This is a genomic window from Corynebacterium sp. HMSC055G02 (assembly GCF_001809065.1).
In the GTDB taxonomy this organism is placed as follows: domain Bacteria; phylum Actinomycetota; class Actinomycetes; order Mycobacteriales; family Mycobacteriaceae; genus Corynebacterium; species Corynebacterium jeikeium_D.
The window spans coordinates 159,860-182,684 of sequence record NZ_KV795635.1 but is presented as its reverse complement, the minus strand read 5'-3'; the positions used below and the strand labels follow the sequence as shown (position 1 = coordinate 182,684).

The 22,825-nt window shown below is 61.0% G+C and carries 17 protein-coding genes; 3 read left to right on the top strand and 14 right to left on the bottom strand.

Annotated elements, in window-relative coordinates; all coding sequences use genetic code 11:
• Window positions 1-11: 11 nt before the first annotated feature.
• The 4 genes from lnt to HMPREF2547_RS02325 form a co-directional block, all read right to left on the bottom strand.
• Window positions 12-1,700: an apolipoprotein N-acyltransferase gene (gene lnt / locus HMPREF2547_RS02340; protein WP_070604608.1), complete on the bottom strand. Its 1,689-nt coding sequence runs from the start codon at window positions 1,698-1,700 to the stop codon at window positions 12-14.
• Window positions 1,701-1,738: 38 nt separating this feature from the next.
• Window positions 1,739-2,359, bottom strand: coding sequence for an FxsA family protein (locus tag HMPREF2547_RS02335; RefSeq protein WP_048734054.1), 621 nt, complete (start codon window positions 2,357-2,359; stop codon window positions 1,739-1,741).
• Window positions 2,360-2,435: 76 nt separating this feature from the next.
• Complete coding sequence (cobN, locus tag HMPREF2547_RS02330; protein WP_049170639.1) at window positions 2,436-6,086, bottom strand: cobaltochelatase subunit CobN; 3,651 nt, start codon at window positions 6,084-6,086, stop codon at window positions 2,436-2,438.
• Window positions 6,087-6,259: 173 nt separating this feature from the next.
• A complete protein-coding gene (locus tag HMPREF2547_RS02325; protein ID WP_049170527.1) occupies window positions 6,260-7,822 on the bottom strand; it encodes a lipase family protein in 1,563 nt (520 codons plus the stop codon).
• 251 nt (window positions 7,823-8,073) lie between these two features.
• Here HMPREF2547_RS02325 and cobG point away from each other — a divergent pair, with 251 nt between their 5' ends.
• Genes cobG through cobJ form a run of 3 tightly spaced genes read left to right on the top strand, consistent with a single transcriptional unit; the run spans window position 8,074 to window position 11,525 of the window.
• The gene (cobG, locus tag HMPREF2547_RS02320) at window positions 8,074-9,249 is read left to right on the top strand and encodes a precorrin-3B synthase (RefSeq protein WP_070604606.1); all 1,176 of its coding nucleotides are present in this window, start codon (window positions 8,074-8,076) and stop codon (window positions 9,247-9,249) included.
• Window positions 9,250-9,260: 11 nt separating this feature from the next.
• Window positions 9,261-9,911 (top strand): precorrin-8X methylmutase, encoded by a 651-nt coding sequence (locus HMPREF2547_RS02315; RefSeq protein ID WP_048734062.1) that lies wholly within the window; start codon window positions 9,261-9,263, stop codon window positions 9,909-9,911.
• A gap of 3 nt (window positions 9,912-9,914) precedes the next feature.
• On the top strand, window positions 9,915-11,525 hold the full coding sequence (gene cobJ / locus HMPREF2547_RS02310; RefSeq protein ID WP_070549300.1) for a precorrin-3B C(17)-methyltransferase: 1,611 nt from the start codon (window positions 9,915-9,917) through the stop codon (window positions 11,523-11,525).
• Window positions 11,526-11,528: 3 nt separating this feature from the next.
• Here cobJ and HMPREF2547_RS02305 read toward each other — a convergent pair whose 3' ends face one another.
• The 10 genes from HMPREF2547_RS02305 to HMPREF2547_RS02260 all read right to left on the bottom strand — a co-directional run bounded on the left by HMPREF2547_RS02305 (window position 11,529) and on the right by HMPREF2547_RS02260 (window position 22,803).
• Window positions 11,529-12,269 carry a cobalt-precorrin-6A reductase gene (locus HMPREF2547_RS02305; RefSeq protein WP_070604604.1) on the bottom strand — a complete coding sequence of 247 codons (741 nt, stop codon included), beginning with the start codon at window positions 12,267-12,269 and terminating at the stop codon, window positions 11,529-11,531.
• Window positions 12,257-13,030, bottom strand: a complete 774-nt coding sequence (gene cobM, locus HMPREF2547_RS02300) for a precorrin-4 C(11)-methyltransferase (protein ID WP_070604602.1) — start codon at window positions 13,028-13,030, stop codon at window positions 12,257-12,259. Before cobM ends, HMPREF2547_RS02305 begins: the two co-directional genes overlap by 13 nt.
• A 46-nt stretch (window positions 13,031-13,076) precedes the next feature.
• Window positions 13,077-14,303, bottom strand: coding sequence for a precorrin-6Y C5,15-methyltransferase (decarboxylating) subunit CbiT (cbiT, locus tag HMPREF2547_RS02295; RefSeq protein ID WP_070546140.1), 1,227 nt, complete (start codon window positions 14,301-14,303; stop codon window positions 13,077-13,079).
• The gene (locus tag HMPREF2547_RS02290) at window positions 14,300-15,064 is read right to left on the bottom strand and encodes an SDR family NAD(P)-dependent oxidoreductase (protein WP_070602640.1); all 765 of its coding nucleotides are present in this window, start codon (window positions 15,062-15,064) and stop codon (window positions 14,300-14,302) included. The genes cbiT and HMPREF2547_RS02290 overlap by 4 nt, the downstream gene beginning before the upstream one ends.
• A 32-nt stretch (window positions 15,065-15,096) precedes the next feature.
• Window positions 15,097-16,212 (bottom strand): M24 family metallopeptidase, encoded by a 1,116-nt coding sequence (locus HMPREF2547_RS02285; protein ID WP_016422804.1) that lies wholly within the window; start codon window positions 16,210-16,212, stop codon window positions 15,097-15,099.
• A gap of 89 nt (window positions 16,213-16,301) precedes the next feature.
• A complete protein-coding gene (locus HMPREF2547_RS02280; protein ID WP_070604600.1) occupies window positions 16,302-19,088 on the bottom strand; it encodes a DEAD/DEAH box helicase in 2,787 nt (928 codons plus the stop codon).
• Between the two features lie 24 nt (window positions 19,089-19,112).
• Window positions 19,113-20,339, bottom strand: a complete 1,227-nt coding sequence (gene tatC / locus HMPREF2547_RS02275) for a twin-arginine translocase subunit TatC (protein ID WP_070604598.1) — start codon at window positions 20,337-20,339, stop codon at window positions 19,113-19,115.
• A gap of 18 nt (window positions 20,340-20,357) precedes the next feature.
• The gene (gene tatA, locus HMPREF2547_RS02270) at window positions 20,358-20,669 is read right to left on the bottom strand and encodes a Sec-independent protein translocase subunit TatA (RefSeq protein WP_049181044.1); all 312 of its coding nucleotides are present in this window, start codon (window positions 20,667-20,669) and stop codon (window positions 20,358-20,360) included.
• A 74-nt stretch (window positions 20,670-20,743) separates the two neighbouring features.
• Window positions 20,744-21,775 carry a helix-turn-helix transcriptional regulator gene (locus tag HMPREF2547_RS02265; RefSeq protein WP_070604596.1) on the bottom strand — a complete coding sequence of 344 codons (1,032 nt, stop codon included), beginning with the start codon at window positions 21,773-21,775 and terminating at the stop codon, window positions 20,744-20,746.
• The gene (locus tag HMPREF2547_RS02260; protein WP_070604594.1) at window positions 21,775-22,803 is read right to left on the bottom strand and encodes a helix-turn-helix transcriptional regulator; all 1,029 of its coding nucleotides are present in this window, start codon (window positions 22,801-22,803) and stop codon (window positions 21,775-21,777) included. The genes HMPREF2547_RS02265 and HMPREF2547_RS02260 overlap by 1 nt, the downstream gene beginning before the upstream one ends.
• Between the last annotated feature and the right edge of the window lie 22 nt (window positions 22,804-22,825).

Sequence of the window (22,825 nt, the reverse complement as noted above, 5' to 3'; positions counted from 1 at the left end):
CGTGATTCTCCTTAGTGCATGTTCTGCTCAGTATCCCGGCCATCAACTTCATCTGCGCCTGCCCTGGCATCTCCGCCACGGCGACGCAGGACGGCACCAACCACACAAAGAATACCGAATGCGGTCAGTAGACCTTCAATCCACGTCCCGAAGCGGGCTGCAAAAGTCAGGTGGGCGTACTGAGGCAGAGTTTCAGTGAGTACCTTCTGCTCGAAGATTTTGCTCCGCTTTACGACGTCTCCGTGCGCATCCACAATCGCGCTCACACCGCTGGTTGCGGCGACGGCCGTGGAGCGTTGGAACTCCATGGCTCGCATGCGGCTCATGGCCAGCTGTTGGTAGGTCATGTCGGTGAAACCGAAGGTGGCGTTATTTGTGGGCGTGGCCAGCATGGTTGCGCCGTGTTTGACTGCGTTGCGGAAGGCACCATCGAAGACCACTTCGTAACAGGTGGCCACGCCTAGATTGACCTTCTTTAAACCATCGGTGCCTGGCGTTGTAACCACGGCATCGCCGTTGCCCGGAGTCATGTCTCCGGCGTGAGCGACCATGTCGGAAAAGTGACGTAGCAGTTCGCGGAATGGCATGGTCTCGCCGAAGGGCTGGAGATAGATTTTCTCGTGCTGGTCGCCGGGGCCGGTCTGCGGATCCCAGACCACCATGGTGTTTTGCACCCCATTGGTGTAGGTAAAGGTGCCGACCACGATGGGAGCGCCAATATTCATCGCGGCGTTTTCGATAATGCGTGCCGCTTCCCCATCCGTAAACGGGCTGACATCGGAGGAGTTTTCGGGCCAGATGACGATGTCCGGCTGCTCTTCCTTACCTTGGTGGACACGTCGGGCCAGCTCATTGGTGGCATCGGCGTGGTTTTGCAGGACTGCGTGGCGCTGGGCATTGAACTCTAAACCGAGGCGCGGAACATTGCCCTGGATAACCGCGACACGGGTGTTGTCAGCGGCCGTAGGCTCAGGCAGCGGTTGGGTCCACGCAGGAAGAACCCAGCCGACGAATAACGCTCCCACCAAAAGCGCAGCGGAGGTTGCATAGGAACGTAGCGTGAGCGCGACCAGTCCCGCACCAACGCAAGCAGCGAGGAAAGTGACCAATGCAGTGCTGCCGATTGCCACTGCTGGGGCCAGCGGGCCGTCGACCTGCCCCCAGGCAACGCGGAGCCAGGGGAAGCCTCCGAAAGGCCAGCGGGCTAGCAGCGCCTCCCCTGCCACGAGCGCAGCGGCCATGCCAGGGAGCTTCAGCGCGAGGGGGAAACTGGATTGGGCAATCAGCCACATCGCAAGCGCCGCCGGAATTGCGAGCAGTCCCAGCACAATTGAGAGCGCCACGTAGGGGCCAATGCCGACGAAGGAGCCGATCCACGGCAGTGAGAAAAGAGCCGTCGCTGTTGCCCAGCTGAAGCCCACCACTACGCTGGATTTCCAATCGGCTGCGCAGAAGAAGGCAAAAATGAGCAGGGCGAGGCCGATCCAGGCCGTCCACCACCAGCTCATGGGCGCATAGCTTAAGAACTGCAATCCACCAGCGAGGATTGCAATGAAGGCGAGAACGAGGCGCTGCTTTAGTGGGGTAAGCGCGCGAAAGCGCGCCTGCCAGCGATTCGGATTCTCCAGAATGTCTTTCGAAGCGTCTTTCTGAGCGACGTTCCCGTGCTCGCTGGAGCGCGCTTGGCGGTTAGTGTGCACTTGTATAAGAGAACTCTCTACGTTTGCGAGTTTTTGAGTTAGCGCTTGTCGCTGTCGTCCTGGTCATCATCCCAGGCGTTGTCCGGTGCCGGTGGGACGATTTTATCCTGTGGGAAGGCCTTGCCATCCGCACCCGGGAAACCACCAGAGAATCCAGGGAAACCCGAAAAACCGCCAGCACCAGCGCCAGTTCCTGGAGCACCCGGGTTCATGCCGTACTGAGAGACCACCATCATGCTGCGGTCACTGAAGTTGCGGAGTCCGTTGAGCAGCGCCACCGATCCGCTCTTACGAATCAGCCAGCGAGTCGGCGGTAGCACCATGAGGAAACCAACAACCGTGGAGACGACGCCCGGCAGGGCAATCAGCCAAGAGCCAACCAACAGGATTGCCGAGTCAGCCACAAAGTGTCCCGCGCCCTTTGCCGAGCGCTTGATTGCCTCCTCCGGATGCTTCTGTCCGTACTCAGTAAGAGTACGAGAAGTATCCAGCAGCAACTTCTGGTAGATGCGCTTGAACTCGATGGCGGCGAAAACCAATCCCAGAATGAATAGACCCAGAACCAGCAGGACGGTCCAGCCATAGCCAATCCATTCACCAAGTGCGATAAAGGCCGCAATCTCGGCGATGAGGTAAATAATTGTGAACCACTTGCTCATAGTTCCCCAGTGTAACCGCCACTAGATGAGCAAGTGGTTACGGCTATCGGCCGGTTAGACGACGACTAGCGGTCGCCTACCGGTCAGCGCGCTCCTCCAAGTCGCCCTCTGTATCCAGGTAGGTCTGGCGCAGCAGATCCATGCGTTCCTGGTCGGGGTTTTCCCACATACCGCGCTCGGCGGCCTCCATCAGGCGCTCGGAAATATCGTGCAGAGCCCACGGATTCGACTGTTCAAAGAACTCGCGGTTTTCCGGGTTCGCAACGTACTCGTCGGTAAGCGTTTCGTACATCCAGTCATCCATGACCTGCGCCGTCGCGTCGTAACCGAAGAGGTAGTCGACGGTTGCGGCCATTTCGAAGGCGCCCTTGTAGCCGTGGTTACGCATTGCCTGCATCCAGCGTGGGTTGACCACGCGGGCACGGAAGACGCGTCGCGTCTCCTCGTGCAGGGTGCGGGTGCGCACGGCGTCCGGGCGGGTGGAATCGCCCACATAGGCCTCCGGAGCGGAACCCGTCAGTGCGCGGACCGTGGCGATCATGCCGCCGTGGAACTGGAAGTAGTCATCGGAGTCGGCGATATCGTGCTCGCGGGTATCGGCATTCTTCGCGGCAACCTGAATACGGCGGTAGGCCGTCTTCATGTCGTCAGCTGCCTCTTCCCCATCGACACCGCGGCCATAGGCGTAGCCACCCCAGGTCGTGTAGACCTTTGCCAGGTCCGCGTCATCGCGCCAGGAACCGGAATCGATCAGCTGCAGCAGGCCAGCTCCATAGGTGCCCGGCTTGGAACCGAAGATGCGACGCGGGCGCTCCTGCTGGTCGGCCTTCGCATGGGCGCGCACGTAGTTGTCCTCATCGGATTCATCAAGCTTGACGACGAGCTGAAACGCATCATCCAAAAGGTCGATAACATGCGGAAACGCATCACGGAAGAAGCCGGAAATACGGACGGTCACGTCAATGCGCGGGCGGCCCAGCTCCTCCAGCGGAATCGGCTCAAGGCCGACAATACGGCGAGATGCGTCATCCCACACCGGATGCACACCAATCAACGCGAGCACCTCGGCGATGTCATCGCCCGAGGTACGCATGGCGGAAGTGCCCCACACCGACAGACCAACCGACTTGGGGTACTCACCGTGGTCGGCGCGGTAGCGCTCAATCAGGCCATCGGCGAGGTTAACACCGGTTTCCCAAGCCAGGCGCGACGGCACCGCCTTGGGGTCAACCGAGTAGAAGTTGCGGGCAGTCGGCAGCACGTTGACCAGGCCACGCAACGGTGAGCCGGAGGGGCCAGCCGGGACGAATTCGCCATCGAGAGCAGAAAGAATGCGTGGGATCTCCTCGCTGGTAGCAGCCAGGCGCGGGAGAATTTCGTCGCGGGTGAACTGCAGCAGCTCGACGACCTGGTCGAGGCCGTTTGGTGCCGCGATATCGGCAAATTCCTCGGAGCCGAGCACATCAGCCGCGATCTGTGTCACCGGTTGGTCGGGATTCTTCACCACGGCGGTTACCAGCGCCGTAGCCAGTGCATCGATAGAGTCCACAGCGTGGCGTTCATCGGTGCCGTCCTCGGCCAGGCCGAGAGCTTCGCGCAGGCCCGGCAGGGTCTGCTTGCCGCCCCACAGCTGGCGGGCGCGCAACATGGTGGTCACAGTGCCGATTAGAGATTCGTCTTCCGGTGCCTGGCTGAGCACGTGGAGGCCACCGCGGATGGCGACGTCCTTAATCTCGCAGAGCCAGCCGTCGACATGCATGAGCATGTCATCGAAGACCTCCTCGTCCGGGCGCTCGTCCCAGCCGAGGTCGCGGTCCATCTTCGCGGCGGTCAGCAGCGTCCAAATCTCCTGGCGGATGGCCGGCAGCTTGGCCGGATCCATGGCGGAGATGTTCTGGTGCTCGTCGAGAAGCTGTTCCAGACGGGTGATGTCACCGTAGGATTCGGCGCGGGCCATTGGCGGAATGAGGTGGTCGACAAGCGTGGCGTGAGCACGGCGCTTGGCCTGTGTGCCTTCGCCCGGGTCGTTGACCAGGAAGGGGTAGATCATTGGCAGCTCGCCGATGGCAGCATCCGGGCCGCAGGAAGCGGAAAGGCCGACGGTCTTGCCCGGCAGCCACTCCAGGTTGCCGTGCTTGCCCATGTGAACCACGGCATCGGCGCCGAAACCGCCCTCCGCCTGCGGCAGCGACAGGAAGCGGTAGCAGGCCAGGTAATGGTGCGTCGGCGGCAGATCCGGGTCGTGGTAGATACCCACCGGGTTGTCACCGAAACCGCGCGGTGGCTGCACCATGACCACGACATTGCCGAAGGTCAGGCCCGCAATGTAGATGTCCTGGGTATCCGGGTGGACGTACAGGGTGCCCGGCGCGGCACCCCACTTGTCCTGCATGTCGGAGCGAAGTTCTTCCGGCAAGGTAGCGAAGAACTTCTCGTAGGTGGCAGCGGGCAGGCGAAGCTCGGCTGCCTCCATAACCTCTTCGGTCAGCCAGTCCGGGTCCTGGCCGCCGGCCTCGATGATGGCGTGCATGAACGCATCTGGTTCATCGGCACCATCCTCGGCGGTGGCATATCCGGGGATTTTGGTGGTGTCGCCGAGGTTGTATCCGGCGTCGGCAAGCGCGTGCAGCACCTTCAACGTGGATGCTGGTGTGTCCAGACCGACAGCGTTGCCGATGCGGGCGTGCTTGGTCGGGTACGCAGAGAGCATGACGGCGACGCGCTTGTCAGCGTTGTTGATGTGGCGGAGCGCGGCGTAACGGGTGGCGATGCCGGCCAGGCGGTCGCAACGCTCGAGATCCGGGACGTAGGAAATGAGCTCGTCGGAGTCGATTTCCTTAAACGAGAACGCGACCGAGATGATGCGGCCGTCGAATTCGGGGACGGCGACCTGTGTTGCGACGTCCAGCGGCGACAGACCTTCGTCGTTGTCCTCCCATGCCGCCTTGGACGAAGTCAGGGCCAAACCCTGGATGATGGGAATGTTCAGGTCTGCGAGTGCGGCGACATCCCAGCCGTCATCGTCCTGGCCGGCCTGCGCGAGTGCCGGGCGGTTGCCGCCAGCGGCGAGCACCGTGGTGATGAGCGCGTCGCAGGAAGCTAGCTCTGCCAGCAGTTCATCGCTGGCGGTGCGCAGGGACGCGGCGAAGATAGGCTTGGCGACGTAGCCGCGAGCCTCGACCGCGTCAGCAAGCGCCTCAATGTAGTGCGTATTTCCCGCCAGGTGCTGGGCGCGGTAGTAAATAATGCCGACGGTGCCGCGGGAATCTTCCGTGGCCACCTTGGAGTCGCGCTCCAGGAAACCCCAGGCCGGCATGCGAGTGGGCTCTTCAAAGCCAAGACCGGTCAGAAGCAGTGTGTCCGACAGGAAATTGTGCAGCTGTGCGAGGTTCTTTGCGCCGCCTTCCGCCAGGTAAATGTGCGTTTGCGTGGCAACGTTTGCGGGAACTGTCGAATACTCGGTGAGTTCGGCATCGGGTGCCTGCTCACCGGAGACGAGGACGGTGGGAATACCGGAGTTCACAAAGTAGTCGATGCCGGATTCCCAGGCGCGGCGGCCACCGAGAAGTCGGATGATGACGACATCGGCGCCGTCGGCAAGCGTGGGCAAATCATCGTCGAGCAGACGCGCCGGGTTTGCCCAACGGTAGGACACCTCCGGGTTGGCCTGAGCGGCCGCGCGGGCGGACAGAAGGTCGGTATCCGAGGTCGACAGCAGCAGAATCACGGTGTAGTCATTCACTTCCTGGGGAGCAACGCGTCCCCGGTCGGCGGGAGTCTGCCTTCTAACCGATGACGAGGTCTGACTGTGACAGTGGCGCGACCGTGCGGATTTTCACCGAGCTTCTCGTCAGCGGCATGGCAGTGGATTTCTCCATCACTCTACTGCAGGGGCTATTGCTAGAGTTCCAGCGACTGCTCCGCCGGCTGATCTGGGAAGTGGGACCAGAGGAAGTCGGTGGCATTAGTCAGTTCCGCGAGCATCGGAACGATATGGTTAATGCCCGTCTTCGGTAGCACCGGTGAAGTCGTGTTTTCGACGTACTCCAGGTCGGTGAAGCCGAGATTCAGCCAGGAATCGCGCAGCTTGCGAACCTGGTTGATGGGGATGATGTCATCATGCTCACCCGAGTAGAGGTACACCGGCGCATTTGGGACGAAGTTGCCGACGCGCTGGCGTGCGAGTTCCTTCTGTACCGGCTCGTAGCGCTTAATCATCTCGCTGAGTGACTCACCGCTAGTCGTGTACTGGTCAGTGGTTTCAAACGAGTGATGGAAACCCAAGCCACCCGCGCAGTAGTTGCCCACGTTGTCCAGCAGTTCTTTGCCTTCGGGGCTGATTTCTTCCTTGAGGACTCGGCGCAGCTCCGGATCCTTATCCAGGACAGAATTGATTGCCAGTGCAATCGCGGCGGTCAGCGTAGTGCCATCAATCTGGTCGAGGACGTTTGCGAGATCGGACGGCGGGCCGCCGGCGGCAGATGCGGCGACGTTGAGCTCTGGAGCGTAGACACCTGCACGCTCAGCGGCTGCAGCGGCTGCGGAGCCACCCTGGGAGTAGCCATAAATTCCCACGGGCGCATTTTTGTCCACGCCGAGCTCGTGTGAGGCAGACACGGCATCAAACAGTGACTGTGCCGAGGCGATGTTGTCGACGTAGTCCTGGTTACCCTGGGAATTGCGGTGGTGGTCGATCATCACCACAGTCGCGCCTCGCTTCAAGTTCGCGACCATCGGGATCGTCTCGTATGGAGCAATAATGTCCAACGGACCGAACTCAATCTTTAGGCCGGTCTGCGAGGATACCGAGGGGTCGCACTTTTCCGCGCCACCCTGCGTGCCCGGCGCGATTGCGACGACCGGACGCGGACCGCTGCCCTTCCACTCCGTCTTCGGCGTCACCACAAGGGCTGTGTCCACACTGGGATTTCCGAGGGAGTCCGTGGAGTTGTAGTGAATACGCTTGGCATCCACATTCCACAGCTTGTCGTTCACCATCATCTCGGCATCCTCACTGCTGACCAGCATGCCGGCATTTGCCGTGCGCGACGGGGTCAGCGGCAGAGAATTCAGCGGAGAGGCTGCGGCCACGCGAGCCTGTTCCGGGGTCAGCTGCCTGCCTGCGCCCTCGCTACCAGACTCCTCATCGTCTTTCTCGATGCCGAGTAGCCTCTCCATATTCGGGTTCGGTACATGGCCGAAACCAGGCAGTTCGCGGTTTGCGCTTGACGACGACACCTTATCCGCCAGCCCACTATCCGATAGGCCCGGGATGTTTAGTGGCTGTGCGTTTGCAGGTGTAGCCAGGCCGATGGTCATAAGACCTGCTAGCGCTACCCCGATTCCCGTTCGGATTGTGCGACGGTTTCGTCGTGAAGCAGAGCGTGTCTGTGTCGAGGCACGGCCGGTGCCGACGGTGTCGTGTGCCTCGTGCGTGAGTGCTTCAGCGTCGTGATGTGGCATGAAATCTCCTGAATAACCCCAGATTGAAAACCCAATGAAAACTTCCCTTAATTCAGAGGAAGTTAGGTTATGAAAACAATAAGGTTTTAAAAAGGTAGATCGGTGGATTTTCAGTGAAGAATTTGTATGTTTTTGCGGAGGGGTATGAAAACTCCACTTCAGGATGGTTTCGTTGGGCTGGAAAGGGGCTGGATAATGTGCCCCTGTTTTCGGGGGCTCAGCTCTGTGTGTGTTTGCGTATTCTTGAGAGTATGACTGCATCTGATCAAGGAACCCGCACTCGTCAGGACGGTTGCCCCGGCAGCCGCAAGGTTCATATCGCAGCTGATGGCGCAATTGGTCGTCTGCGCTTCCCCGGAGGCTTTCTCCCCGCGCCGGGCTTCGCCGTACTCGCCGATTTGGCCGAGAATTTCGGCGACGGTGATATTCACTTCACCTCCCGCGGCAATGTTCAGATCCGTGGCATCACCAACACCGGCGCATTCGCCGATGCCGCGGAAGAAGAGAAGCTGGTTCCCTCCACCAGCCACGACCGCGTACGCAACGTTCTTCAGTCGCCGCTGTCCGGTCGCGTCGGCGGTAAAGCTGATGTGCGCGACCTGGTTCAAGAGTTCGACAAGGCCCTCATCGCGGAGCCGTCGCTGGCAACACTGCCAGGTCGCACACTCATGGCTTTCGACGATGGCCGCGGTGACGTGCTCGGTGAGCGCCCCGACTTCGGTGTTGTCGCCCACGATGAGAACACGTTCGAACTCATCATTGGTGGCGCGACCTCGGGGCTTGTCGTCTCGCGTGACGACGTCGTGGAGGCTCTCATCACCACAGCGAAGGTGTGGAATGACAGCCGTGGTTCAGCCTGGCGCATCGCCGAAGCCAATGCGGCCGAGCGCGTTGCTGATGCCGTAGTCGAGGAATTGGGCGCGCGAGTTCGTCGCCAGGAGCCGACTCCGGCTGAGATCTTCGATGCCACCGCCGGGCTGTCCCGCCAGATCGGTTGGATTGACCAGCCGGATGGCCTGGTTAGCCTGGCCGCTGGCCTGCGCTTTGGTGTCCTCCCGGCGCGTCTGGCCCGAGCGATCTCGCACACTCAGGTGCCGGTGCATATCACTCCGTGGTACTCGCTGATCCTGCATGATTTGGAAGAGGAAGTTGCCGAACAGGTCGTCAAGGTATTGGCGCCCAATGGTCTGATCTTCGATCGGAAGTCCACCTGGCTGCGCGTCAGCGCCTGCACCGGACGCCCCGGCTGCAAAAAGTCTCTGGCTGACACCCGCGGCGATGCTTCTCACGCAATTGCCGATGGCCGACTGCCCGAGGGGCGCGTGCACTTCTCCGGTTGTGAGCGTCGCTGCGGCAAGCCCAAGGGCGGTTACTTCGACTATCTCGCCACCGGGGACGGAGAATACGAAGTCACTGCTGTGGACTAGGCTTTAAGCCTATGAAGCGCTTTGAGTACAACACCGACGGTGCGGATATTTACCGTAACTCGTTTGCCATCATTCGCGAAGAAAGCGATCTTTCCCGCTTCGATGCCGATGAGGAAACCGTCGCTGTCAGAATGATTCACGCAGCAGGTCAGACCGACCTGGCCAAGGACATCGTCTTTTCCACGGGAGCTGTGCGCGCAGCTCGCCAGGCTCTCGAGGAAGGCGCTCCTATCTTCACCGATGTCAACATGATCGCCTCGGGTATTACCCGCAAGCGCTTACCTGCTGACAACGAGGTCATCTGCCTGCTGCGTGATGAGCGCGTCCCCAAGCTGGCTCAAGAACTCGGCACCACGCGCACTGCTGCCGCCGTGGAGCTGTGGAAGCCACGCCTAGAGGGCGCGGTTGTCGCCATCGGCAACGCTCCCACCGCCCTCTTCCACCTGCTCAACCGCATTAATGAGGGCTCCTTCCCCATGCCCGCTGCCATTTTGGCCATGCCAGTGGGCTTCGTCGGTGCCGCGGAATCAAAGCAGGCCACTATCGACTCCGGTGCCGAAAACCCAGAGCTGAAGTACATCACCGTCACCGGCCGTCGCGGTGGCTCGGCTATCACCTGTGCTGCCCTCAATGCCATTGCCACCGCAAAGGAGATCATCTAAACCATGTCCGGCTCCTACAGTGCTCAGCCTGGTCATCTCTACGGCGTCGGACTCGGTCCCGGCGACGCAGGTCTCATTACACTCCGCGGTGCCGACATCATCCGCACAGCCGATGTCATCGCCTACCATGCCGGCACTCACGGACGTTCCACGGCGCGCTCAATCGCCGCCGAACTGATTGACGCGCGTGACGACGCTGCCGTGGAAGAACAATTGCAATACCCGGTGACCACCGGGCGCCCAGTCGACTACCGCGAGCAGCTCGCCGGTTTCTATGCAGAGGCCACTGCTCGCCTGCACAAGCACTTGGCCGAGGGACGAAGTGTTGCAGTGCTTTCGCTCGGTGACCCGATGCTCTATAGCTCGTACCAGCATCTGCACCACGCTCTCAGCGAGGACTTCCCCACTGAGATTGTCCCCGGAGTGGCCAGCATTACTGCGGCGGCAGCAGAGATTGGTCAGCCGCTCGGCGAGGCTACCGAAATCGTCAGCGTTGTCCCAGCCACCGCCGATTCCGAGCGCATCGCTGCGGTTCTTGACGCCTCAGACTGTGTAGTCATTATGAAGCTGGGGAAAAACGTTGAGAAGGTGCGCACAGCGTTGCAGTCCGCAGGCATGCTCGAGCGCGCCTACGTTGTCGAGCGAGCAACGATGAATGAGCACACCAGCTACCCGCTGGTCGATGCAGACCCGGAGAAAGTTCCGTACTTTGCAGTAGCCGTCGTGCCTTCCGCTGTCTACGGCACTGAACGGAGCGTATCTGGAGCATCAGAGCCAGCTAATGATGTGGCGACCGGTGTAGCCACCGATACGGCGACTGAGTCGGCTACCCCAGCGGTCGGTGAAGTTATCGTTGTCGGCCTGGGCCCGGGTGCGGAGCGCTGGACCACCCCAGAAGTCACTGAGGAACTGGCCCGGGCCACGGATCTGGTTGGCTACTCCACCTACATCAACCGGGTTCCTGAGCGCGCCGGGCAACGCCGCCACCTCTCCGACAACCGCGTAGAGGCAGAGAGAGCCACTATGGCGCTGGATATAGCCAAGCGTGGAGGTCGAGTTGCGGTGGTCAGTTCCGGTGACCCGGGGGTCTTCGCCATGGCGGCCGCAGTGCTGGAAGTCGCTGACGACGATATGTGGCGAAACATTCCAGTTCGAGTCGTGCCGGGCATGACTGCTGCTCAGGCTGTCGCAAGTCGAGTGGGTGCTCCCCTTGGCCATGACTTTGCGATGCTCAGTCTCTCCGACAGGTTGAAGCCCTGGGAGGTCGTCGTTAAGCGAGTGCGTGCTGTAGCCGGTGCGGACATGGCGTTTGCTGTCTACAACCCGGCCTCCAAGTCGCGGAGATGGCAGATTCGAGAGCTGCGTGCCTTGGCTTTGGAATACCGCGAGCCGACAACGCCTGTGATTGTGGCGCGGGCAGTCGGCTCGGAGCAGGAACACGTCACCGTGACCACGCTGGCGGAGTTCGACCCGGATGTCGTCGATATGCGGACCATGGTGATTATTGGTTCGTCGTCGACAAAGGCGTATCGTGCCGGCAAGACCACTCGGGTCTACACCGCACGCCACTACGGTGAGGGCGGCACCAGCGGAACTGGCGAGTTGCTGCGTTAGCCGCTATGCCCGGCGGATGACGGCGTTGTACGCCTCATCCACCGTTGTGGCGACGGTGGCGATATCCGCGCCGGGCAGCTGCGGGCGCTGCACGATAACGACCGGCTTCTTCAGGTCGCGGGCTGCCTCAATCTTGGCGTAAGTAGCAGCACCACCGGAGTTTTTGGTTACCACGCAGTCCACGGCGTAATCCCGCATGAGCTTGCGCTCCGCTGCGACATCGTAAGGCCCACGGCTGAGAATAATCTTCCGATTCTTCGGCAGCGGCGGCGCGGGCTGTTCCACACAGCGAATGAGGTAACGGCCGTTGGAATCACCGGCAAATGGAGCAAGCTGCTGACGGCCAATAGTGAGAAACGGGCTGTAGAAACGGTCGGCAACAACGTCCGCGGCCTCCTGCATGGAGGACACCTCAATCCAGTTGTCGCCAGGCTGCTTCTCCCACGCAGGGCGATGCAGCGCAACAAGCGGAATACCGGTGGCTCGGGCAGCTTCAGCAGCAGATTCGCTGATCTGTTCTGCATACGGATGCGTGGCATCGATGATGACTTCAGTGGCATCGGAGATGAGCCACCGAGTCAGTCCTGCGGGACCGCCAAAACCGCCAATGCGGACATTGTCGACGGGCAGCTTCGGGTTAGAAACGCGACCGGCCAGTGAAGAGGTGACAAACCAGCCCTCGCCCACTAGACGCTTGGCCAGGGCGCGGGCTTCAGCAGTTCCACCCAGAATTAGTGCACGCATGGAATGGTCCGTCCGTGTTCATCGCGTGGACGATCATCGCTGTAGAGGTAGCTATCCGGGAACGCCTCGGCGGTGAGCACCTTGCCGACAATGATGACAGCCGTACGAGTCACACCTGCATCCTTGACCTGCTGCGCGATATCAGACAGCGTGCCGCGGAGAATAACCTGTTCCGGACGGGATACGAAAGCCACGACTGCCACCGGACCGTGCTCACCATAATGCGGGGTGAGCTCCTCGACCACACGATCGATGTCGTGGGCGGCCAAGTGAATGCACAGAGTTGCGCCCGTGCGGCCGAAGTTCGCCAGGGTCTCGCCCTCCGGCATCTTGGAAGCGCGCCCGGAGATACGAGTCAGCACCACCGACTGGCCAACAGTTGGCACCGTGAGCTCGTGGCCGAGAGCGGCCGCAGCCGCGGAAAATGCCGGCACACCCGGAACGATTTCGTAGTCAATGCCAAGCTCGCTGAGACGGCGAACCTGCTCTGCCAGCGCCGACCACACCGACGGGTCGCCGGACTGCAGGCGTGCGACATCCTTGCCCGCCGCATGCGCTGCCTGAATGGTCTCGATGATGGTATCCAGCGGCATACGCGCGGTATTGATAATCTCTGCGCCTTCGGGACAGTTCTCCAGCACCTCAGGCGGGACAATCGATCCCGCGTAAAGACACACGGGACAGGAGCGAATAAGCCGGTCCGCACGCAGCGTCAGCAAATCCGCTGCCCCCGGGCCTGCACCGATGAAATACACAGTCATTGTGAGTTACAGAGTCCTCAATATTTTCTAGACAAAGAAATTACGTCTATGGTAGCGCAGGCTCTACTGGCTTCACCGCCACCCACTGCACCACCGGCAACGCAGGGCGCCACGCAGTGAAACTGCCGACTGCACCTGCGCGCTCCACGGAAATCCGGGTGACATCCCCGCCATAGTCGCGACGCGCCTGCCACAGCAGAGCCTCCGACTCCAGCGTCACGGTGTTTGCGACGATGGTGCCTCCCGGGGCAAGGCGTTGCCAACAGGTTTCAATCATTCCGTCAGCAGTGAGACCTCCGCCGATGAAAATGGCATCTGGGCGAAGATTCGAGTCTGCCAACACCGCTGGTGCCGCTCCGTGGTGGACGGTCACATTGCCAGACAGAGCCGCCACATTCTTAGCAATTCGCTCTGCACGAACAGCATCGCGCTCGAAAATTTCCGCACGTCCGCCGTGCCGAGCCCACTCAATGCCAATCGAGCCCGTGCCACCGCCGACATCCCACAGCAGAGCTCCCGGCCGCGGATCCAGCGCAGCGACCGTCATTTGGCGAATCGGCGCCTTCGTCAGCTGGCCATCCGAATCAAAGTCATCGTCGCGCAGCCAGCCGCGCGCGCTTCCCGACGGCTCCACCGCCAGCACCGTGAGGTTTCCAGCTGCAACCGGTGGGTTCGCCACCGTGCCTTTGGCAACGGACTCGGGCATCCCTGTAGCTTCCGTGCCGCCGAGATTGGTCAGCGCGGTGAGCTTGGTGTCTGGGCGGTCGGCTAAAACCGTAGCGACCTCTTTTACTGAGTCCGCGTTTCGGCACAGCACCAGGAAGGGCCGCATCGAATCCGCTACCGGTACCACACGCGCGGCTCCAGGTAGCCCCGGCTCCCCTGTCACCAGCGAAATCACCGGAGTGCCATGCAAGGGCCAGCCGAGGTAGGCGCAGGCCAATGAGGCTGACGATGGCGCTGGAATAACCTCCACGGCGCCACGGCCGAGCTCCCGAACTAGGGACGCCCCTACACCGTGGAACATGGGATCCCCACTGGCGAGGATGACATCGACTGCGGGGTCAATATCTGCCAGGGTGGCCTGCCAGTCCTTCCAGAAGCCACCTGGCCAAGGTGAGAGGTCGGCGTCCAGGTTGACGTCGGCAAGCAAATGGAGCTGACGGGGAGAGCCAATGATGCGGCGAGCCGACGACAACGCATCGACAGCGCGCGCGGATAGACCAGCGTACCCGTCGCAGCCGATGCCGACGACGCGAAGCTTTGGGCTCATCGGGGCATCTTCCGCCAAATCCAGCGCGGAGTCAGATGTGTGGCGCGGGCGAGCAATGCCAATTTGCGCGGAACCCAGACGTGGGGCTTCCGACCGTCGAAAGCGGTGACGGCGGCCTCAGCGACTTCGGCGGGGCGCGAGGACATCGGTGCCGGCTTCATGCCTTCGGTCATGCGGCCGATGACGAAGCCAGGCCGGACAATCGTCAGCTGAATATGGCTCCCGTGCAGGCGGTCCTGCATGCCCTGGAGGAAACCATCGAGACCGGCCTTCGCCGAACCGTAGACGTAGTTGGCGCGGCGCACGCGGGCACCTGCGATAGAGGAAAAGGCCATGATGCGGCCCGCAACCTTATCGCGCACAGGCAGCGTGCCGGCGGCGATGTCGGACTCCATGCGCGCGACAATCTCAGTGAGAATCGACGCCTGTGCCGTGAAGTCGGTATGAATGACTGCCGCAGCAGCCTCGCCGGACTCCTCACACTTCCGTTGATCACCGAGGATACCGAACGCGACAATCACCGTGTCGATGGGACCGTGCTGCCAGGCGTGCTCGACGAACTGGCGGTGTGCCGCGATGTCATCGGCATCAAAGTGGATGCGGTGCACCGCGACGGCACCGGAGTCGATGAGCCGACCGGCAATGCCGTCGAGCGCCTCAGTGCGGCGCGCAGCGAGCGTGAAGGTGTTGTGGTTGGCCAGTCGCGCGGCAACTTCCCCGCCGATCTCGCTGGTGGCACCAAGAACGAGTACGTGTCCCATGCGCTAGAAAATACCTTTCCTCTAAACCTCGATTAGACGGTAATTAAATCGTGCGGACCATTATTGACCGATTCTCCGCCGTCTTCGGTGACAACGATGATGTCTTCCAGCCGCATACCGAACTCACCCGGCAGGTACACACCCGGCTCCACCGAAAACGCCATGCCAGGCTCGAGCTTGAGCTCATTGCCAGCCATAATGAACGGCTCTTCATGCGTGGACAGGCCAATGCCATGACCAGTGCGGTGAATGAAGTACTCGCCGTAGCCCGCAGCGGTGAGGCTATTACGCGCAATCGCATCGATCTCTGCAGCCGTCACACCGGGGCGCACCGCCGCCACGGCAGCTTCCTGCGCCTTGCGCAGAGCCGCCCACGCTGCAGCTTCCTTCTCCCCCGGCTTGCCGACGACATAGGTGCGCGTGCAATCGGAGTGGTAGCCAAGCGGCAAGGTGCCTCCGATATCGACGACCACCACGTCACCTTCCTCGATGACGCGGTCGGAGAAATCGTGGTGCGGATTCGCACCATTTTCAGCGGAGCCGACAATGACGAAGTCAATGGCGACGTGCCCCTCCTCCAGGATGGCAGCCGAAATCTCATCGGCGACCTCGCGCTCAGTGCGACCTGCGCGCAGCATACCCGGCACACGAGCGTGAACGCGGTCAATAGCGGCGCCGGCCTCGCGCAGCTGATCAATCTCAGCGGCGTCCTTGCGCATGAACAGTTCCTTCAGAAGGTCTCCGGCCAACACAGTCTTAGCTCCGGTGAGATCCTGGATAGGAATCAAGTGGTCAGCGGTCAAAGAGGCTCCCACTGCGAGGGTGCCCACGTGGCCCACCAAGTCGGCGACAATGCGGTGCGGATTCTGGCCGTCTTCCCACAACACCACATCGGCATTGAGGTCACCGATTGCACACAGTGGCAGGTCCCCGCGCTCAACAGCGGGCAGTACCAGCGTGGTGGTGCCGGATGCAGTGACCACCAGCGCGGTCAGGCGTTCATGCGAAGTGACCGCAGAACCAATGAGATACTGCAGGTCAGCGCCGGTTCCAAAGACTGCAGCGTCCGCATCGCGGCTGCGGAGTAGCTCCGCAGTGCGATCCAGACGCTGCTGATAGATGTCAAAGCTAAAGATACCGTTGCTCATAGTTGCCAACTGTACCCGTCGGCCTGTGCCCGTCGCCGGTTGAGTGGCCTCGGGGCGGCGAGGCTTCGGCTGACCAACGTAACCGGCAACTAATTGTTCAGCGCCACTACGCCCCTGCGAATTGCCTGAATAGCCTCGGCGGACTTGTCGCGAATGTCCGTGGAGTAGCCGGTCTTCTTGATCTGCTGCAGCAGGTCAATGACCTGACGGCACCAGCGGACAAAGTCGCCCGGGGTCAGCTCCGCGCCACTCTCGGCGGCGGCTTGCAGGCAGTACCCCAGCGGTGCACCCGCAGTCCACTGATGAATTGCGGTGGCAAAAGCCATATCCGGCAAGTCCGTTACCGGCAGCCGGTAACGGCGCTCGTCCTCCGACAGTTCCTCCCAGATGCGGTAGGTGTTCCCCAGCGCCTTGGCCAGCGGCTCGGTAGGCACCTCGTCACTGCCTTGACTGGCCTTGCGGTTTTCAAAGACCAAACTCGACACCGCACCGGCCAGTTCCGCGGGGTCCAGATCATCCCAAATACCGCGGCGCAGACACGTGGCCACCAGCAAATCCGAGCCGTTGTGAATCTGCGCCAGCCGCAGGCCTTCCTCGGTAATTGTCGGCTCCGCGCTCTCCGGCCATTCCACGTAGTCCATTTGTGTTAGCAACTGCAGCATGCGGTCGAATGTGCGCGCCAATGTATCCGAGGCGGAATCGACGCGCTTTTGCAGCTTGGCCACATGCGCCTCGGCCTGCCGTAGCGTATCGGCGTGACGAGCCATCGTCTCCACCGCAGGATCGCCATGTAGCGGATGCTCGCGCAGCTCCTGTCGCAGCTTCCTCACCGCCGGCGAGTTGCCACCAGTGCGACGCTTCAGCCGCTTTGGTCCCTTTAGCCCCTTGCGGCCAATCTCTGCGCGCACAATTCCGAGCGCACGTCGCGGATGCCGGTCCGCATCCCGAGGCAGCCTAATCGCGCCGACCGTCTGCGGCGCCGCTGGGAAGATATGCGGCTCCACACGCCCCACGAACCCGCCGACACTGATGACACCGGGACGTGGATTCGACTTCGAATGGTCCTCTCGGTACACCACCGCCAGCTGCACCTTCTTACCCTTCGGCAGCGGAATAACCTCGCCTCGACGGAGTCTGCGCAGCGCGGTCACTGTTTCCGTGTGGCGGTCTTCAATATTGCGGCGCTTGGCGTTCTTCTCCTCCTGGGTCAGCTTCGCGCGCAGATCCAGGTATTCAAGCATCTGGGTTAGGCGCTCGTCGTCACGCGAACTGCCTTCCTCGCTTGACGACGACGCTTCAGCCTCCGCCCCTTCAGCGTGCGCATCGGCTCCCCTGCCGAGCAATTCCGTACGCAGGGCCGCGGCTTCCTGCTTGGCCTTGGACAGTTCGGCGGCGACTCCGACAATGTCGCCATCCGCCTGGAACTGGGCGAATGAGCGCTCCATGACGCGCTTCGAGCCTTCGTAGCCGAGCGTCTGCAGGAGGTTGACGCTCATGTTGTAGCTCGGCGCGAAGGTGGAAATCAGCGGATATGTGCGCGTAGATGCCAGCCCTGCGACAGCCTTCGGATCCATTGCCGGGGCCCACTGCACCACTGCGTTGCCGACAGTGTCGATACCGCGGCGGCCAGCGCGACCGGTCATCTGCGTGTACTGACCCGGCGTGAGATCCACATGTGCTTCGCCGTTGAACTTGACCAGCTTCTCCAGCACGACCGTGCGGGCAGGCATGTTGATGCCCAGTGCGAGCGTCTCGGTGGCGAAGACGACCTTGACCAGGCCTTCGTTAAAGAGCTCTTCGACAATGTGCCGGAACGTCGGCAGCATGCCCGCGTGGTGTGCCGCAAAACCACGGATGAGAATGCGGCGCCAGCGCAGGAAGCCGAGAACCTGCAGGTCTTCCTTCGGAATGTGCGCAACACCGTCATCGATGATCTTGGCGATGCGCTCCTGCTCATCCCGGTCAGTGAGCTCTGCGCGAGTAGCGCCGACCTGCGCCAGCGCGCCTTCGCAGCCCGCGCGGGAGAAGATGAAAACAATTGCGGGCAGCATGTTCATGGAACCGAGCATGCGGATAACATCGCCGCGCTTCGGCGGGCGGAACTTGCGCTGCCCCTTATCGCCCCAGCTATACGAGCGTCCACCGCCCTTGTGCTTTTTGTACTGGTAGCGCTCCCTGGCCCCAGCGTCGCCGTAGCCGAACTCGGCACGACGGCACGCCTCCAACAGGTCCTGATTGACCTTGTCCGACTTCGCCTCGAAGAGTGGATAGAGCCGGTTTCCCACCAGCATGTGCTGATGCAGCGGAACCGGGCGCAGATCCGTGACAATAACGTCCGTGTGCCCGCGCACCGTGGAAAGCCAGCGACCGAACTCCTCGGAGTTGGACACCGTCGCCGACAAACCGATGACGGCCACGGACTGGTCGAGGTTCAAAATAACCTCTTCCCAGACAGCGCCGCGCTCGCGGTCTGCGAGGTAGTGAATCTCGTCCATCACCACATGCGTGAGTTTCTTCAGCGTCGGTGAGTTCGCGTAAATCATATTGCGCAGCACCTCGGTGGTCATCACCACGATGTCTGCGTCGCCGTTAATCGAAGTGTCTCCAGTGAGCAGGCCCACGCGGTCTTCGCCGTAGTCCTCGACTAGGTCGTGGTACTTCTGGTTGCTCAACGCCTTGATAGGTGTGGTGTAAAAGCACTTGCCACCGCGCTCAAGAGCTGCATAAATAGCGAATTCGCCAACAATGGTCTTGCCCGCACCGGTGGGTGCACAGACGACAACGCCCCGCCCTGCCTCAATTGATTGGCAGGCGCGGAGCTGAAAGTCGTCAAGATCGAAATCCTGTTGGCTGACGAAATCGCCGAGAAGAGTCATGCCTCTAGAGTGTCATAAACCGCGCTAGAGAACATCATCAAAGTCGCTCGTCGGACGATTTCGCAAGTCCTGCGTCGGCATCGGAGTCTCCGGAATCATGCCGTGTGGCCGTGGCGGACGCGAATTGCGAGTAGGACGCATCTGGGATGCCCGCGTCGGCGTCGGAGCGTTCACTGGCGTCGGGCCAGAGACCGGGGAGGTCGTCGGGGCCGCTGATGCCGTCGGCATGCCGCCCGGCTGAATCGACGTCGGCACACTTACTGAAGTCGGGGCGTCGATGCCGCCCACGTCACCGATACCGCCGGCGGAGCCAATCGGACCGGAAGCCGTAATCGGTCCGGAGCCTTGCTCGTCATCGACGTCCAACCAATCAGGTCGCTCATTTGCTTTACGACGGTCATGGAGACGACAAATCTGGATTGCGATTTCCACCAGCAACGTCAGTGCCGTTGCCATTGCGACCATGGATATTGGTTCCTGCCCCGGAGTCATGAAGGCCGCAAAGATGAACAGCGACATAATGATGATGCTGCGCTTGTCCTTGATGCTCTCGTAGGTAACGACACCGGCCATGTTCAACATGACCAGGAAAAGCGGAACCTCAAAGCTCACGCCAAAGCAGACGATGAGCGCCAAGAGGAAACCGAAGTATTGCGAACCGGTGAGTGCAGAAATTTGCGTCTCCTTACCAATCTGGAGCAAGAACTCCAGACCGATGGCGACAACGTAGTAGGCCAGGACGGAACCCATGACAAACAGCAGCGCGGCGGCAGTCACAACTCTGCGCGTGGTGCGGCGTTCCTTCCGAACCAAACCGGGAGTGATGTAGGCCCAAATCTGGTAGAGCCACCATGGCGACGACATCACCAGACCGGCCAGCGCACCGACCTTCAGACGCAGCATGAACATTTCAAACGGGCTGGTCGCCAGCAGACGACACTCCGCACCTTCGCCGCCGCCGAGACGCATCTCGGGTGGAAGCTGACAGTACGGATCCTTGAGCAACTCACCCAGGGACTTAAAGTGCACAGGGCCAACATTGACCGAGGTAAACGGTATGCGGAACTGGCCAATGGTAAAGGCGGTCTGATACCAGATAAAGCCCACAACAGTGCCAACGGCAATACCAGCGAGGGCGAGAACGAGGCGACGTCGGAGCTCTTGAATGTGCTCGACAATAGTCATCACGCCCTCGGGATTGCGCTTACGCTGGCGCTTCCGAGGACGTGATGTGGATGTAGCTGAAGTCACGCTTCAACCGGCCTTCTACTACTGCTGCGGCTGGCCAGGGTTGTTCTGGCCAGGCTGCGGCTGGTACTGCTGCTGCGGCTGAGCCTGCGGTGCCGGCTGCTGGTACTGCTGCTGCGGCTGGTACGGCTGCTGTGGCTGGGCCTGCGGAGCCTGCTGAATTGCAGCCTGCTCCTGCTGCTCGTCATCGTTGCGCATTTCCTTGACTTCGGACTTGAAGATACGCATGGAGCGGCCGAGCGAACGTGCGGCATCCGGCAACTTCTTTGCACCAAAGAGCAAGACAAGAACGACCAGGATAATGATGATTTCCCAGGGACCTAGGTTCGGCATCCGCTTAGAGACCTTTCAAATGAATACAAATACAAGTGGCAAGTTGCCACATCGTGCGCGATTAAAGCTTTGATTTAAGCCTTGTCGTTTCGACCATACTCTGCCAAAGCTTCGCGGGCTCGCGCAACAACGGCGTTTTTCAATTTTAAGGGCTCAGCGACCGTTACGCTCGGTGAACGGCGGAGCACAAAGGAGACTGTTGCGGCCAAGTCGGACATCGGCACGTCAGCGACAGATTCCGACTGCCCTAAGCCTTGGTCAGAGACCAGTTCGGTATCCTCTTCTTCTCCCTCATCTTCGGTAAAGAAGACCGGTTCATAGTCTGCGATCCAGGTGGCGTCGGCGTCGATAAGCACACTTGCCCATTCGGACGTTCCCGTTTCCGCACCAAAGGCGTGGGGATCACGGATATCGAAAGGCTCGGGGCGGTGGAAACCGGCGGGAGTGTCGAGGACCTCGGCGGCCTCCAGGCGGTCGACGCGGAAGCTCTTCTGGCGACGGTCTTCCTGCGCACGGTCCACAGCGCGGAGGTACGTCGTGGATTCAACTGTATAAACGTTGACACAGTCAAGCTCACGGACTGTAATCTGCCCTGAGGCATTCCGGTAGCGCACCTTCAACACCTTGCGCTGATGCAGCGCGGAATAAATCTGCTCAGAAAAGGAAAAGGCCTTGCCATTTTCCGCAGCGGTCGAGTCAATGATGGGGACGTTTATTCCCAGAGCACTGCGTAGTTTTGTCGCGGCCGTCTGCGCGGCCTCGGAGGAAGTGGTGGCTGCGGAGTCCTCGATGGTTTCCAGGATGAGCAGCAAGGTCGCGGTTTCTTCGGCTGTGAGCGCACGTGGCTGGCTGAGCACCGTTGCCTGAGGCCGAATGCGGACATCAAAGCTGTTGCGGTAATCAACTTCAAAAGCCCGCACTCCGAGGAGTCCCGGCTGGTCGATGTCGGCAATCTGCTCCACGATTGCCCGAATTCGGGCAAAAGGTATGGCCAGCTCGGTAGCGGCCTCTGTCATTGAACGGTGCTGCGAAAAGTACGGTACGACCGCCAACAACTCGTCGACACTGACATTCGCGTCAAGTTCCCGGGCTGCATGCACTGTCATTAGTTGCCCTCCAAAGCGTTCTTCGCACCATTCGATCCGCCATGGCGAGCGAGTACCTGCTCCAACCGAGCAATAATCTCCGACCGTGCCTCTTCAGGTGATTCCACAATCAAATCCGGTGCGTAACTCAAACCTGTGGACACAATCTCACTCACAGGTGCCGCTGGCAGCTCGTAGCGCCCATCCCCCAACGCGGTCGCTTTCATCACCACATCAGCGCAGGTATTCGGAGCGATACGAACAACCGCCTGATAGGTCTTGCCACCGCGGTGCAACATGTTTTCCGCAATCTGTTGCAAGTCACCATCGGGCATTGGCTGGGTCGCCGACGTCCCTGTATCCGACACATCGCGGATACGGCTGAGCCGGAACATACGCGCGGCCTCACGCTGCGGATCAAAGCCCAACACATAAAAGCGCCCGCGCAGGTTAATCAGACCCCACGGCTCCAGCATGCGCAGTTCATCATCCACGCCGTACTGGCGGGAGTACCACATCTCCACTGTCCGGCGCGGCGAGGTCATCGCGGTCAGCAGTGTGCTGAAATCCACTCGACTCATATCCACCGCATCGGCCACCACCACCGACTCATCCGGCTTCGCAATGGCGCTGCGCTGCGCAAACGATGCGAGCTTCCGCCACGCCGCCACAGCCGTCGAGCTCAGCTCCTCCGAACCAAACGCCGCATTCGCCGCCTGGAAAACCACCGAAGCCTCCGCTTCAGTGAACTCGGGGTCGTGCTGGGGCCACCGTAGTCTGTTCAGGCGCAGACGTTTGACCTTATCGCCCGCGCTTGACGACGAAACCTCCACCGGGACCCCGGCTGCCAGGAGTGCCGCGGTGTCCGCACGTAAATAACGAGCCCGGGAATCCTCGGAAACACGGGAGTAACCCTCGACATGTTTGGAGATCCACGACTCGCTGACCCACCCGGTGTCGTCGGCAAGCGCCAACAGCAGCTGAACCTGACGTTGGTTCCCACTGATCGCAGCGGATCCGGGGTTTTCCGATACCGGTGAGACAGACACGACTGTGGGGCTCCTTTTCCTG